The sequence below is a fragment of the Plantactinospora sp. WMMB782 genome (genome assembly GCF_049179135.1).
In the GTDB taxonomy this organism is placed as follows: domain Bacteria; phylum Actinomycetota; class Actinomycetes; order Mycobacteriales; family Micromonosporaceae; genus Plantactinospora.
Map to the genome: position 1 here is coordinate 2,146,819 of NZ_JBMHMC010000007.1, position 13,518 is coordinate 2,160,336.

10 protein-coding genes are annotated in these 13,518 nt (G+C 73.6%); 6 read left to right on the plus strand and 4 right to left on the minus strand.

Going from position 1 to position 13,518, the window contains the following annotated elements; translation table 11 throughout:
* Positions 1-18 precede the first annotated feature (18 nt).
* Positions 19-1,188 (minus strand): aminofutalosine synthase MqnE, encoded by a 1,170-nt coding sequence (locus tag ACN28A_RS11880; RefSeq protein WP_421395003.1) that lies wholly within the window; start codon positions 1,186-1,188, stop codon positions 19-21.
* 259 nt (positions 1,189-1,447) lie between these two features.
* Between ACN28A_RS11880 and ACN28A_RS11885 the strand changes: the two genes are divergently transcribed.
* The 4 genes from ACN28A_RS11885 to ACN28A_RS11900 all read left to right on the plus strand — a co-directional run bounded on the left by ACN28A_RS11885 (position 1,448) and on the right by ACN28A_RS11900 (position 8,960).
* Positions 1,448-2,953, plus strand: a complete 1,506-nt coding sequence (locus ACN28A_RS11885) for an NlpC/P60 family protein (protein ID WP_421395005.1) — start codon at positions 1,448-1,450, stop codon at positions 2,951-2,953.
* A gap of 1,708 nt (positions 2,954-4,661) precedes the next feature.
* Positions 4,662-5,996, plus strand: coding sequence for a hypothetical protein (locus tag ACN28A_RS11890; RefSeq protein WP_421395007.1), 1,335 nt, complete (start codon positions 4,662-4,664; stop codon positions 5,994-5,996).
* Between the two features lie 529 nt (positions 5,997-6,525).
* On the plus strand, positions 6,526-8,118 hold the full coding sequence (locus ACN28A_RS11895; protein ID WP_421404316.1) for a DEAD/DEAH box helicase: 1,593 nt from the start codon (positions 6,526-6,528) through the stop codon (positions 8,116-8,118).
* 221 nt (positions 8,119-8,339) lie between these two features.
* Positions 8,340-8,960 carry a putative glycolipid-binding domain-containing protein gene (locus ACN28A_RS11900; RefSeq protein WP_421395009.1) on the plus strand — a complete coding sequence of 207 codons (621 nt, stop codon included), beginning with the start codon at positions 8,340-8,342 and terminating at the stop codon, positions 8,958-8,960.
* Between the two features lie 105 nt (positions 8,961-9,065).
* Here the strand turns inward: ACN28A_RS11900 and ACN28A_RS11905 are convergent, their stop codons facing one another.
* Together ACN28A_RS11905 and ACN28A_RS11910 are read right to left on the minus strand one after the other, a co-directional pair.
* Positions 9,066-10,157 carry a PLP-dependent cysteine synthase family protein gene (locus tag ACN28A_RS11905; RefSeq protein WP_421395011.1) on the minus strand — a complete coding sequence of 364 codons (1,092 nt, stop codon included), beginning with the start codon at positions 10,155-10,157 and terminating at the stop codon, positions 9,066-9,068.
* Between the two features lie 39 nt (positions 10,158-10,196).
* The gene (locus tag ACN28A_RS11910; RefSeq protein ID WP_421395012.1) at positions 10,197-10,649 is read right to left on the minus strand and encodes an Lrp/AsnC family transcriptional regulator; all 453 of its coding nucleotides are present in this window, start codon (positions 10,647-10,649) and stop codon (positions 10,197-10,199) included.
* A 272-nt stretch (positions 10,650-10,921) separates the two neighbouring features.
* Between ACN28A_RS11910 and ACN28A_RS11915 the strand changes: the two genes are divergently transcribed.
* The gene (locus ACN28A_RS11915) at positions 10,922-11,203 is read left to right on the plus strand and encodes a BldC family transcriptional regulator (RefSeq protein ID WP_421395014.1); all 282 of its coding nucleotides are present in this window, start codon (positions 10,922-10,924) and stop codon (positions 11,201-11,203) included.
* A gap of 169 nt (positions 11,204-11,372) precedes the next feature.
* Here ACN28A_RS11915 and ACN28A_RS11920 read toward each other — a convergent pair whose 3' ends face one another.
* Positions 11,373-12,002, minus strand: a complete 630-nt coding sequence (locus tag ACN28A_RS11920; protein ID WP_421395016.1) for a UbiX family flavin prenyltransferase — start codon at positions 12,000-12,002, stop codon at positions 11,373-11,375.
* Positions 12,003-12,197: 195 nt separating this feature from the next.
* On the opposite strand from ACN28A_RS11920, the gene ACN28A_RS11925 reads away from it, so the two are divergent.
* Positions 12,198-13,505 (plus strand): terpene synthase family protein, encoded by a 1,308-nt coding sequence (locus ACN28A_RS11925; protein ID WP_421395017.1) that lies wholly within the window; start codon positions 12,198-12,200, stop codon positions 13,503-13,505.
* Positions 13,506-13,518: the final 13 nt, after the last annotated feature.

A 13,518-nucleotide genomic window follows, 5' to 3' on the forward strand; every position in this document is an offset into this window, starting at 1 on the left:
CTCCTCCGGCGGGGCGGATCAGGCCCAGACCTGCTGCGGCTCGGACCGGCGCTCCGCCAGACTCGGCGGCGCGTCGTACTCGCGCAGCACCGCGTACCGGCTGTCCCGCTCGACCGGGCGGAAGTCGGCCTCCGAAACCAGCTGGAGCAGCTCTTCCCGGGACAGCGGGTCGGACGTGCCGGACCCGCCGGTGGCGTACTGGTCCGCCGGGGCGGTGCTCAGGTCGTCCACCCCGAAGTTGAGTGCGAGCTGCGCGACGGACCGCCCCTGCGCCGCCCAGCAGCAGCGCAGGTGCGGCACGTTGTCGAAGAGCAGCCGGGACACCGCGAAGGTCTTCAGCGACTCCGCCGGGGACGCCGACCAGGCCGAGGAGGCTGCCTCGCCGGCCGAGACGGCCACTTCGCCGGCCGGCCGCCCCGCTCCGGACCCGTCCGCCGGCCCCGCCGGGTCGGGGAAGCGCAGCGGCAGGAAGCTGGTGAAGCCGCCGGTCTCGTCCTGCAGGTCGCGCAGCCGCAGCACGTGGTCGACCCGGTGTCGGGGCTCCTCGCCGCGACCGAAACGCATCGTCGCCGGGATGCCGAGCCCGCGAGCCCGGGCGAGCCGGTGGATCCGGGACCAGTCCGCCCACGAGCAGTCGTCGACACCGACCCGGCGGCGTACCTCCGGGTCGAAGGATTCGGCCCCGCCACCGGCCAGCGACACCAGCCCGGCCGCGACGAGTTCGTCCAACAGCTCCTCGGCCGGCAGCCCGGTGCGCCGCTCCAGCCGGCACAGGTCGGTCACGGCGAACCCGGTCAGCCGTACGTCGGGCAGCGCCGCCGCCAGCGCGCGCAACAGCTCCGGATAGTGCCGCCACGGCAGCGCGGGGTGGACCGGGTCGGCCAGCTCCAACTCGGTGACGCCGTCCACGGCCAACCCGGTGGCGCGGCGCACGGCCTCGTCCCGTTCCCGCTCCCCGGTGCCGCCGTGATCCGGTCGGCTGGACGCATCGGGGTCGGTCGGTCTCAGTTGCCGGTTCACCACGAACAGCACCCGGTCGGCACCCGCCGACGCGGTACGCCTGTGGTGCGCGAGCCGGCCGAGCCAGACCAGGTCGTCGCCGGCGTACAGCGCCTCGCCGTCGGCGCGGTCGAGCCGCACGCCGGCATAGACCTTCTCTTCCAGCTCACGCTTGCGTCCGGCGTCCATCGCAGCACGTCCCTCCAGGCACGATCGGCGTGACGAGCCTACGTGGAGGGGCTGCGCCGCCGGCCGGAGCGGTCGGCGGCAGCGACGTGGTTCACCCGTTCCCGTTCCCAGGTACCCTTAACCGGCTTCTCAGCGTCTCGTTACCCGGCGACGGATCGACATCCCCGACGCATTGAGGTAAGACAAAGTGGGACGCGACACACCACCGATGGCGATACCACAGCCGCGCCGCGCGCTGCTGTGCACGGACGGGAGCGGCATGGCCAACAGCAGGCGCGGACGACCCGACCGGACCGTATACCCGTTTTCGCCGGTACTACGCCCACTGCTCTGGTCGGCCCTGGTCGGTGCGATCGTCGCGGGCGCGATGGCCACCCCGGTCTACGCCGACCCGCCGCTGCCGAACACGGTCCCCGACGCCGGGGTGCGCCCGCAGCCGGTCGGGGCACCCAACGTGCCGACCACCACCGGGGCGCCGACGACGTCCTACCCGCTGCCGCCGAGCGTGAACGGGCCGCTGGCGAGCCAGATCATGTCGCTCGAGGTCGAGGTGGCCCAACTCGGCGAGCAGCTGCTGCAACTGCGGCAGGAACGGGACAAGTCCACCACCGAGCTGACCAGTGCCGACGGTGTACGCCAGCGGGCGCGGCTGGCGTTGGCCAACGCGCGCACGGCGGCCGACAACGCGGCGGCCGGCGCGCTGAAGGACGCCGCCGGGCTGCCACCCGGTGCGTTCAATTCCGACCTGCACGGTCTGGATCTGCTCAGCCGGATCGAGCGCGGCGAGGAGCGCAGCGGCGACAGCGAAGTGGCCGCCAGTGAGGTGGCCCGGGCACAGCAGGCCGAACAGCAGGCGGAGACCGCGTACCAGGCGGCGTCCGCCAGCTACCAGCAGAAGGTCGCCGCCTTCACCAGTACGGAGACGCGGTACAAGACCCGCTCCGCTGCCCTGGTGAAACTCAAGCGGGACAACGCCGAGCAACTCAAGGCGATCGAGCGCGCCCGGGAGGCCGCCGAACAGCGCATCGGCGAGACGATCGGCAGCGACAGCGTCGCCGGGATGGTCGCACACCCCAAGGCGCTGGCCGCGATGCGTTACGCACTCGCCCAGCGGGGCGACCCGTACCTGTGGGGTGCCGAGGGTCCGAACCGGTTCGACTGCTCGGGCCTGATGCTCGCCTCCTACCTGTCGGTGGGCAAGCGGATCCCCCGGGTCTCCCGCGACCAGTACAACGGGACCCGCAACCAGAGTGTTGCCCGGGAGGCGCTGCTCCCCGGCGACCTGGTCTTCTTCGCCTCGGGCAGCAGCTGGACCACCATCCACCACGTCGGCATGTACATCGGCGGCGGCAAGATGGTGCACGCGCCTACCACCGGCGACGTGGTGAAGGTCTCCACCGTCTGGTGGTCGCGCTTCTACGCCGCGACCCGGATCTTCCCGGCCGTGCCGGCCCCGAACGCGACCACGCCGCCACCCACCACCCGGCCGCCGACGCCCCCGCCGCCGACCACAAAACCGCCCACGACGCCGCCGCCGACCAGCAAGCCGCCGACGACTCCGCCCACGACGCCGCCGGCAACGCCGCCCACCACGCCGACCCCGCCGGCCACTCCGCCGGTGACTCCGGCGCCCAACCCGGATCCGCCGGAGACCACCCGGCCGCAGTCGCCGCCGGTCACCACCTCGGCCGCCGAGCCGAGCGGCGGTACGCCCAGCGCCAGCCGGTCGACTCCGGCTGCGGACGGTAGCCCGAGCGGCGACTGACCGTACCGATCGCCGGCCAACTGTCCGGGCGTGCCGAGATATGGCACGGTGAGGGTTGACGTACTTCCGACCCGGCGTACCGGCCCGGGTGTGGGCGCGGGAGGCAACAATGGACGAATCGCAGGTCAGACCGGCTGTCGGGGAGGCATCCCCGGACTCTGACGGTCGGGCTGTGGTCTCCCGGTCCGATCGGGACGACATGGTGGGGGACGACGCGACGCCAAAGGACGCGGCAGCCCGGGAGAACACGGCGCCGGACCCGGCGGAGGTGGACGCGGCCGGGGCCGACGCCGCGGAGGTGGGCGCGGACGAACTGTCGCCGTTGCCGCCGCCACCGCCGGTCGGCACCCCGCTGCCGGAACCCGCCGACGGCGAGGATGTTCCGGAGGTGTACCAGCCACCTCCCCCGCCCGCGGCCGGAGCGCTCTGGGCGGAGGTACCGGAGGATTCATCGGCCCAGGCGCCCGCAGCCTCGACCGATCCCGTCGATTCCCCGGACCCCACCCCGGTCGCGGAGCCCACCGACTCCGTTCCCGAAACTGCCGACTCCGTTCCCCGGTCCGCCGACTCCGTTCCCGAGACTGCCGACTCCGTTCGCCGGTCCGCCGCCTCCGTCCCCCAGACCGCCGACTCCGTTCCCGAGACTGCCGGGCCGGCGGCGGAGATCGCCGAACCGCGCCAGGAAGCCGCCGAGTCGGGCCGCGGACCGGAGACCACCGAGCCTGGTGGGAACGCCGAACCGGAGCCGGACACGGAGCCGTCCGACACTGCCGCCACCAGAACCGATCCGCACGTTGGAGCCGACGCCAACGCCGACCCCGCCGGCGCCGAGCCAGACGCCGAAGCCGGCACCGCTGGGTCAGCCGCCGAGACCGTCAGCGCCGAGCCAGACGTCCAGGTCGCCAGCGCTGGGTTGGTCGCCGAAGCCGACGGCACCCACGATGCCGACGACGGCACCCACTATGCCGACGACGCCGACGACGGCACCGACGATGCCGACGCGCGGCCGGTCCGGGCCACGGCGAGCGTGCCGTCGGAGCAGCCGGAACCCGCCCCTACATCCGGTACCCCCGGCGAGGCGGCCGTTGCCTCGTCGGCGGACTCGCCGGTGCGGGGCCGTGCGGTGAGTACCGCGGCCACCACCCCCACCGCAGCGGAGATCGCCGCGATGCCGGCCGCTTCCTCGGGTAGCCGCACCTATCGGGCCGGTGAACTGGCCACGCCCGCCACCTCACCGGCCCCCGCGGCTCCCGCCGCGGCTCCCTCGGCATCTCCCGCCGCGGCTCCCTCGACATCTCCCGCCGCGGCTCCCTCGGCATCTCCCGCCGCGGCTTACTCGACATCTTCCGCTACGGCTCCCTCGACATCTTCCGGCGGAGCCTCCTCGGCATCGCCGGCCTCGTCCACACCGGACGCCGCGGCCGCCGCCGCGGCACCGCCGCTGGTGCGGCCGGCACCACCGGGAACTCCGGTACCACCGCTGCAACGGCGGCGTCCGAAGACCCCGTCAGTCGACTCGCCGTGGTCGGCGTTCGCCAACGCCGTCAAGTCCCCGTCCGGTCCGTCGAGCGGATCGGCCGAGGTGGTCCCGCCTGGCGCGGCATCCGGCCCACCCGCCAGCTCGGCCGCCCTGCCGTCGGCCGCCGCCGGAGGATCCGGGTCGGATCCGGGCGCTTCGGCAGGTCAGCCTCGGGAGCGACCCGAGTCCGTGCACTTCACGACTCCGCCCGGCGTCGGGCAACCACCCCCGCTGGTCGGCCCCGGGCAGTCGCCCGAGGACGCCGCTGGCCGTGCCGGCGGTACGCCGTCCTACACGGTGCCGCCGCAGCGTCGCGCTCCGCGTGGCAGCGCCGGGGCGACCCGGGCCAGCGCGGCGGTGCCGGGGCTGTCGCCGGTACTGCCGGCCGAGGTCGCCGCCGTGGCCGCCGTGCCGGGAGTGGCGAAGGTCTACCGCAGCACCGAACCGGATCCGGCCAGTCCGCCGGCACCGGCAGGTCCCCCGGAGCCGGCCGGACCGTCCGAGCCTGTGCAACCGCCGACACCACCGGCACCCGAGCCGCCCGAGCCGGGCCCCACGCCCACGCCGTTCCCCACGCCCGCGCCGCCCGGACCGGAGCCGGTCCCGCCGGTTCCCTCGCCGTACCCGCCGACGCCGCCCCGGCCCGCCCCGGCGCCCGGCCCGAGTCCGGTGCCGCCGGGTCCGAGTCCGGTGCCACCGGGTCCGGTGCCACCCGGCCCGGGTCCCGTGCCACCGGGTCCGACGCCGTACCCGCCGATGCCGCCCGGGCCGGTGCCGCCGGGACCGGTGCCGTTCCCGACCACGTCGAGAGCGGCGGCGGTGGGACACCCGGCGACGCCGGTTTCCGGCGGGCCGGGCGGCCGACCGGCGGGCTCCGAGCCGCCGGCGCTGGTCGTGCCGGCGCCCGCCCTGCCGGCCTGGCCTCCGCCGACCAACCCGATGTCGTCGGCGAACGCCGTCGGCGGCGGTACGCCGGGCTACTCGCTGCCCAACGCCGACCCCGGCCCGGCCGTCGCCGCCGAGCCGGCCGGGCGGATCCCGACCGGCAGCCGCCCGCCAGGCACCGGCCCGACCTCGTCGAACGTCCCGGGCTTCAGCCTGGCCAGGCCGAACCTGCCGGGCGTCGGGCCGACCTCGCCGGACGTGCCGGGTGTTCGCCCAGGCTCGCCGGACGTGCCGGGCGTCGGGCCGACCGCGCCGCACTCCCCTGGTTACCGGGACTGGGCCCGGGACCAACGGGTGGAGGCCGGCGGCGGCGCGGACCAGCGGGGCACCGTGTACGGCGGCCCCGAGGGCCACGTCACCGTCTCGATGCCGGTGAACGCGGTGGAGAACTCGGGCTCGCTGACCGGGCACATCCTGGCCCAGGGCTGGACGGACACCCCCGCGCAGAAGACGGACAACGCCAAGGTGCTGCTGGTACTGCTGGTCGGGCTCGGCATCCTGGTCGCCGTCGGAGTGCTGGCGGTGCTCCTGCTCGGGGACACGTTCAACAGTCTCTTCGACGGACTGTTGAGCAGCTGACGGCTTCCGCTGCGCAGGTAAACCGACCAGCGGGTCACGATCGCAAGTGGTGAGCCTGCCCACTGGCGAGCGCGCCGAGGTGGCGGTGCCGTCCGGTCCCCGTACACTCGGATGGATTGTTGACCTGGCGCGTGCCACGCGCCTCTGGGCGATCTTGCGGGCGATTCGGCGGCGACCTCCGTCGCGGCGGGCCATCGCGAAGATGCGCCCCGCTTGAGAGGTATCCTTGACGACCTTTGCTGATTCCAGCATGTTTCCGTCCGTGTTCGACGCACAATCCGTTTCTGCCGGGGCCATCGGGCCCGAGCCCGACGGGCGAGCCGCCCCGGCCGTGCCCGCCGGGGACACCCCCGCTCCCGCGACGACGAACTCGACGACTTCGGTGACCACCACGCCGCCGACCACCACCACGCCGGCCGACCCGGCACCAGCCGGCGAGGCACCAGCCGACCTGGCAACACCTGATTCGGCACCAGCCGACCTGGCAACACCTGATTCGGCGCCGGCCGAGCCGGCAGCGGCCGATGCGGTGGTGCCAGCCGACTTCGGCGCGCTCGGCCTGCCCCGGCAACTCGTCCGGGCGTTGAACCGGGAGGGCATCGACACCCCGTTCGAGATCCAGCGGGCCACCGTCCCGGACGCGCTCGCCGGGCGGGACGTACTCGGCCGGGGGCAGACCGGCTCCGGCAAGACGCTGGCGTTCGGGCTGCCCGTACTGGCCCGGATGGCGGCCGGTCCGAAGGCCCGGGCACACCATCCCAGGGCACTGATCCTGGTGCCGACCCGGGAACTCGCGATGCAGGTGAACGACGCACTGATGCCGCTCGGCCGGGCCCTCGGGGTGTTCCTCAAGACCGCCGTCGGCGGCGTGCCGTACGACCGTCAGATCGACTCACTGCGTCGTGGCGTGGAGATCGTGGTGGCCACTCCGGGGCGGCTCGCCGACCTGATCGAGCGGGGTGTCTGCCGCCTCGACGACATCGAGGTCACCGTACTCGACGAGGCCGACCAGATGGCCGACATGGGTTTCCTGCCGGATGTCACCGAACTGCTCGCCAAGACCCCGGCGGATGCGCAGCGGCTGCTCTTCTCCGCCACCCTGGACAACGACGTCGACGCGCTCGTCAGGCGTTTCATGACCGATCCGGTCACCCACTCGACGGCACCGCCGACCGCTGCGGTCTCCACGATGGACCATCACATGCTGCTGATCCCGCCGCACGACAAGTTCGCGGTGGCGGCCTCGATCGCGGCCAGGCAGGGTCGGACCATGATGTTCGCCCGGACCCAGATGGGCGTCGACCGGCTGGTCGAGCAACTGGCCTCGGTCGGCGTCCGGGCCGGCGCGCTGCACGGCGGCAAGACGCAGCGGGTGCGTACCCGCACCCTTGCCGAGTTCAAGGAGGGTCGGACGAACGTGCTGGTCGCCACCGACGTGGCGGCCCGGGGCATCCACGTCGACGGCGTCTCCCTGGTGGTGCACGTGGATCCGCCGAAGGACCCGAAGGACTACCTGCACCGGGCCGGCCGGACGGCGCGGGCCGGTGAGTCGGGTGCGGTCGCCACTCTGGTACTGCCGAAGCAGCGCCGTTCCACCCTGGCCATGTTGCAGAAGGCCGGTGTCGAGCCGGCGCAGACCCGGGTACGCTCCGGCGACGCCGCGCTGGCCGAGGTGACGGGTGCCCGGGAGCCGAGTGGCGTACCTGTGGTCGACGAACCTCCGGCATCCCGCCGCACCCCCGGTACGCGCCCGGACCGGCCGCGTTCGGACCGCCGCCAGGGTGGCCGCTTCGACGGCGAGCGCCGTTACGGCGACCGTGCCCAAGGCGAGCGCCGCTACGGCGAACGCGCCAAGGGCGAGGACCGTTACGGCGACCGCCGGTTCGGCGACGGTGGCGGTACGCCCCAGCGTGGTCGTGCCGAGCGGGGCGGCGAGTGGCGCTCCGGCGGGCGGCACGGCGGTTTCCGGCACGAGGGCCGGTCACCCGGCGACCGGCCGGTCTGGGACCGTTCCCGGGACGAGCGCCCGCGTGACGACCGGACCGGCGGGGACCGGCCGGACGACCGGCGGGGCCGCCGCGACCACCGGTTCGACGGGCGGCGCCCGACACCGACCCGCTGACCTCTGACCTCCTGTTGACCCGCTGATCCGGGCCGCCCGAGCGGGCGGCCCGGATCAGTGTTTCGGCCGGGCGGCCCGGGTCAGCGTCGCGGCTGACCGACCCGGGTCAGCGTCGCGGCCGGGCGACCCGGGTCAGCGCCGCGGCCGGGGGGCTCCGGTGTCGGCGTCGTGGTTGCGCGTTCCGGTGCTGGTGTCGGACGGCAGCGGTAACGTCCATGGACATGTCGAGCATGCCGAAGACGTTGTTCTGGAGCCGCACCGACGTGCCCGGTGCCGATCACGCGTTCGCCGCCGAACGCCGTGGGCTGGCGGCCCGGGGCACCGCGCTCGCCGTCGACCCGATCGCCTTCACCTGCCGCTACGAGGTGCACACCGACGAGCGCTGGGCGGCGGAGCGGCTGGAGGTGAGTTGCGAGGGGGCCGGCTGGCTGCGCACGCTGCGGTTGGAGCGGGCCGCCGGCCGCTGGCGGGCGAGCACCGCCGAGCAGGGCGACCTGGACGCGGCGCTGGCCGCCGCCGGTCGGCCGGGTGCCGGGCTGCCCGGCACCGAGGAACCGGAGCGGCTGGCCCAGGCGGTCGACATCGACCTGGGCGGGTCGCCGCTGTTCAACACCCTTCCGGTACGCCGCCTCGGGCTGCGCGACGCGGCCCCGGGCACGTCGCACCGGATCGTCGCGGTCTGGGTGCTGGTGCCCAGCCTGCAGGTGTTGCCGGTCGAGCAGACCTACACCGTGCTGGAGGGCGGCGGTGTGCGCTTCGCCAGCGAGGGGTTCAGTGCGGATCTGACTCTCGACGCGGACGGCTACGTCGTGCACTACCCGGGACTGGCCGACCGACGCTGACCCACCTCGACCGACCCGCGCGAGCGCTCGGGACCTGGCCGCGCGAGCGCTCGGCACGACCTACCCGTGCCGGGTTTCCCGGGACCGACCTGCCCGCGTCGGCGGTCAGCCGGGCCACTCGCCGGTGCCGAGGAAACGCTCGACCGTGGAGCGGTACGGCGCCAGGTCGAGGCCACGGCCGGTCACCCACTCGTCCGAATAGTAGGTGTCGGTGTACCGCTCGCCGCCGTCGCAGAGCAGCGTCACCACGGACCCGGTCCGCCCGGCCGCCCGCATCTGCGCGATCAGCCCGAACGCGCCCCACAGGTTGGTGCCGGTGGACCCGCCGACCGGCCGGCCGAGCACCTTCGACGCGACGCGCATGGCGGCCAGCGAGGCCGCGTCCGGCACCCGGACCATCCGGTCGACGACGCTCGGCTGGAAGGACGCCTCGACCCGGGGCCGGCCGATCCCCTCGATCCGGGAACCGGCGTCGATGGTGAGGGACCAGTCGGCCGAGGTCCACGCGGAATAGAACGCCGAGTTCTCCGGATCGACCACGCAGAGCCGGCTGGCCAGTCGCCGGTAACGGAGGTACCGGCCGATTGTCGCGCTGGTGCCGCCGGTACCGGCGCCGACGACGATCCAGTCCGGAACGGGATGCCGTTCCAGGGCCAGCTGTGCGTAGATCGATTCGGCGATGTTGTTGTTGCCCCGCCAGTCGGTGGCGCGTTCGGCGTACGTGAACTGGTCCATGAAGTGTCCGCCGAGGTCCTCGGCCAGCCAGCGGGCCTCGACCACGACGGCGGCCGGATCGTCGACCAGATGGCACTTTCCGCCCTGGAACTCGATGAGTGCGATCTTCTCCGGCGAGGTGGCGGCCGGCATCACGGCGATGAACTCCACCCCGAGCATGCGGGCGAAATACGCCTCGGAGACCGCCGTCGAGCCCGACGAAGCCTCCACGATGGTGGTACGCGGCCCGATCCAGCCGTTGCAGAGTCCGTAGAGGAACAGCGAGCGGGCCAACCGGTGCTTCAACGAGCCGGTCGGGTGCACCGACTCGTCCTTGAGATAGAGGTCGATCCCCCACTCCCGGGGCAGCGGAAAGCAGAGCAGGTGGGTGTCGGCTGACCGGTTCGCGTCCGCCTCCACCGCCGCGATCGCCTCGGTCACCCAGGCGCGTTCGGCGTCGTCGCAGCGGTCGAGTTGTTCCATGACCAGGAACGTAGCAAGCCGGCCCGGCGAGCGCCCCGGTCAGGACGGGCGCAGCGGCTGGGGACGGTTCTCCCATTTCGTCGACAGTGCGACGCCTGTCCGGGTCGAGGCGACTCCGGCCGTCCGGTTCAGCCGCAGGATGAGCTGCTCCAACTCGGCAATTGTGCCGACTCGTGCCTTGAGCAGGAACGATTCGACACCTGCCATGAAGTAACAGGATTCGATTTCCGGCATGCCCCGGAACGCCTCCAGTACGTCGTCGGTGTCGCCGCCGGAGTCCTGGACGATGCCGATCAGCGCCGTCACCCCGAGCCCGACGGCCTCCGGCTCGACGTCCGCCCGATAACCCCGGATGACGCCACCGGACTCCAGCTTGCCCACCCGCTCGTGCACCGCCGGTGCGGAGAGACCGACCTGCCGGGCCAGTTCGGCGTAGGAAAGTCGGGCGTTGCCGCGCAGCAGCTCCACGAGGCTCAGGTCGATGGCGTCCACGTTCGCAGACCCTAGTCGCCGGCCACCGATCGGCGGCCGATCGGGCCGGCTGTCGGGCCTCCGGAAGTGGCCGGCATTGTTACCGACAAAGTCCCTAAATGCCGTGAATCGTTCGGGCTAACCTCACACACGGTACGTTTTCGCGTTTGCCGGACACGACACTCCGGCGGTGTTGTAATTGCCGTACGTCCCTTAAACGAAGGCTCTGGCAAGCATGTGTTCTGGGGGCGGTCCTACCAGTCCGGGGGCTTCGTAGACGCGAGGAGGGGGCTGTGGACACTGGAGATCGTCTGCTGACGCCGGGCGAGGTGGCAGCGCTCTTCCGCGTCGATCCGAAGACCGTCACACGCTGGGCCGCGGCCGGGCGTATCGGCAGCATCCGAACACCGGGCGGACATCGCCGCTTCCGCGAGTCGGAGGTACGCGCGCTGCTCGAGGGTGAGGGCATGCTGGACGAGGTGGACGAGGGCATCGCCAACCGTCCGCGCAACGCCGGACCCGCCGCCCCGAGTGGCCCCGGCCCGGCCGGCGCAGGGAACGTCGGCCTGCACTGACGGCTCACCGCCGGAACCGTCGGCCCGCACTGACGGCTCACCGCCGGAACCGTCGGCCCGCACTGACGGCTCACCGCCGGAACCGTCGGCCCGCACTGACGGCTCACCGCCGGAACCGTCGGTCTACGCCGACGGCTGGCCGCCGGGAGCATGCCCGACGCGGGCGCGATCAGGGCCGGTGGGCGCCGAGTTCGCCGGACCAGCGCCGGAACAGGGAGTGCGGCACGCCCAGCGCGTCGAGCACCTTTCCGGCCACGAAGTCGACGAGCTGCGCGGCGGAGGCGGCGGCCCCGGCACCGTAGAAGCCGGGGCTCGCCGGCAGCACCACCGCTCCGGCATCGTGCAGGGTGATCAGGTGTTCCAGGTGGCTGCGGGTGACCGGAGTCTCCCGGGGCACCACCACCACCGGCCGGCGCTCCTTGAGGTTCACCTCGGCGGCCCGTTGCAGCAGGTCCTTGGAGAGGCCGATCGCGATGCCGGCGCACGCCGCCGTACTCGCCGGCACCACCACCATCCCCCTGGTCGGGTACGACCCGCTGCTCGGCCCGGCCGCGAGATCACCTGCCGGCCAGTACGCCAGATCGGCGTCGGTCAGGTCCCGCCCCAGCCAGCCGGCGAGATCGTCCTTCCAGTGCGCGTCCCGGAACGGGCGGCCGGTCTCGTCCAGGATCGTCAGCCGGGCCGCCCGGGACACGACCAGGTCCACCGCCTCACCGGCGTCCAGCAGCCCGCCCAGCACGGCGGCCGGATACGGCGTACCCGATGCTCCGGAGACGCCGACCACCCACGGCCTTCTCATGCCCACCAGCCTGCCGCAAGCGTCGGAGCCGGCGCCGACCGACCCCGGCCGCGACCTGCGGACGGGGCCCGTGGACCTGCGCGTCATCACCTACTGCGAAATAGGACGTACCCGACGGTGATCACAGGAAGGTCGAAAACTGCAATGCTGCTCACGTCTGTCTGCCCGAGCGGCACGGATCGGAGGAGACCGGGCATGTACGGAATCAGCTCGTGGGCGGCCGAGCTGAGGTGTCCGATACCGGCGCGCCTCTGCCCGCACTCCGACGCCGTGCAGGGCTGGCTTGTCGACTGGGCCGACCGGTTGATCGGCCCGCTCGACGCGGCGGCCCGGGAGCGGCTCACCCGCAGCGGCGTCGCCCGGTACGCCGGCCGACTCTATCCGGACGCCAGCGAGGCCGACCTGCGGGTGATCGCCGCGCTCTTCACCTGGTTCTTCCTGCTCGACGACGCCTGCGACGCGGCCCGGCGCCCCCGCCCGGCCGAGGTCTCCGCGCTCTGCGACGGGGTGCTGCGACTGCTCCGGTCCGCACCGGCCGGCACCCCGACCCGGCCGCCGGCCGGCACCCCGACCCGCCCGTCCGTTGCCACTCCGGCGTCCCGGACCGCACCGGCCGGAACGGCGCACTCCTGGACCGGGAACCCCGGCGGGGCCCAGCCCCGGCAACCCCGGGGCACCGGGACGGCACAGCCGCAGCCCGGCCACTCGCAGTCCGGCCAGTCGCAGTCCGGCCACTCGCAGTCCGGCCAGTCGCAGTCCGGCCAGTCGCTGGCGTCCGGCGCCGCGGGTGCCCGGCCCCCGAACCAGCCGGCGGCCCGGCTCACCGTCCCGCAGCAGGGCCGGGCGGCGAACCGGCCGAGGCCGGAGGCGTTCGACGGGCCGCTGCGGCGGATGCTGGCCGACGCCTGGCGCACCCCGTACCAGCGGATGCCGGCGGCCTGGCGGGACCGCTTCGTCGACGCGGTCGCCCACCATCTGACCGGGGTGGTCACCGAGGCGACCAACAAGGCGAGCGGCCGGCTGCCCGGCGTCGACGAGTACATCCCGTTGCGCCGGGCGACCTCCGCCGCGTACGTCTCGTACACCCTTATCGAGTTCGCCACCGGCCGCCCGGTGCCGGACGCGGTCTACCACCACCCGGCGGTGCGCCAGGTCGCCGACACCGCCAACGACCTCCTCTCCTGGTTCAACGACCTGCTGTCCCTGGAGCGGGATGCCGCCACCTCCGGGGGGCACAACCTGGTGCTGGCGGTGGCCCGGGAGGAGCGGATTCCGGTGCAGGCGGCGATCGAGGCGGTGGTCCGGCGCTGGCAGCGCGACATGCGGCGGTTCGTCGACCTGCGGAACGCCGTACCGTCGTTCGGGCCGGCGCTGGACGGGCCGCTGCGGCAGTATCTGGACGGGCTCGGCAACTCGGTGCGCGGCACCATGGACTGGTCCATGGAGAGCGCCCGTTACCGGGACGCGCTGGCCGCCCCCCACGAGGGTCGACCGCCCGGGTGAAGGTCGATCCGGT

Excerpts from the sequence above, each read along its gene's own strand:
- ACN28A_RS11920 (WP_421395016.1), bottom strand. The coding sequence starts at position 12,002 with ATGAGAAGGCCGTGGGTGGTCGGCGTCTCCGGAGCATCGGGTACGCCG.
- ACN28A_RS11900 (WP_421395009.1), top strand. The coding sequence starts at position 8,340 with ATGTCGAGCATGCCGAAGACGTTGTTCTGGAGCCGCACCGACGTGCCC.
- ACN28A_RS11880 (WP_421395003.1), bottom strand. The coding sequence starts at position 1,188 with ATGGACGCCGGACGCAAGCGTGAGCTGGAAGAGAAGGTCTATGCCGGC.
- ACN28A_RS11925 (WP_421395017.1), top strand. The coding sequence starts at position 12,198 with ATGTACGGAATCAGCTCGTGGGCGGCCGAGCTGAGGTGTCCGATACCG.
- ACN28A_RS11905 (WP_421395011.1), bottom strand. The coding sequence starts at position 10,157 with ATGGAACAACTCGACCGCTGCGACGACGCCGAACGCGCCTGGGTGACC.
- ACN28A_RS11885 (WP_421395005.1), top strand. The coding sequence starts at position 1,448 with ATGGCCAACAGCAGGCGCGGACGACCCGACCGGACCGTATACCCGTTT.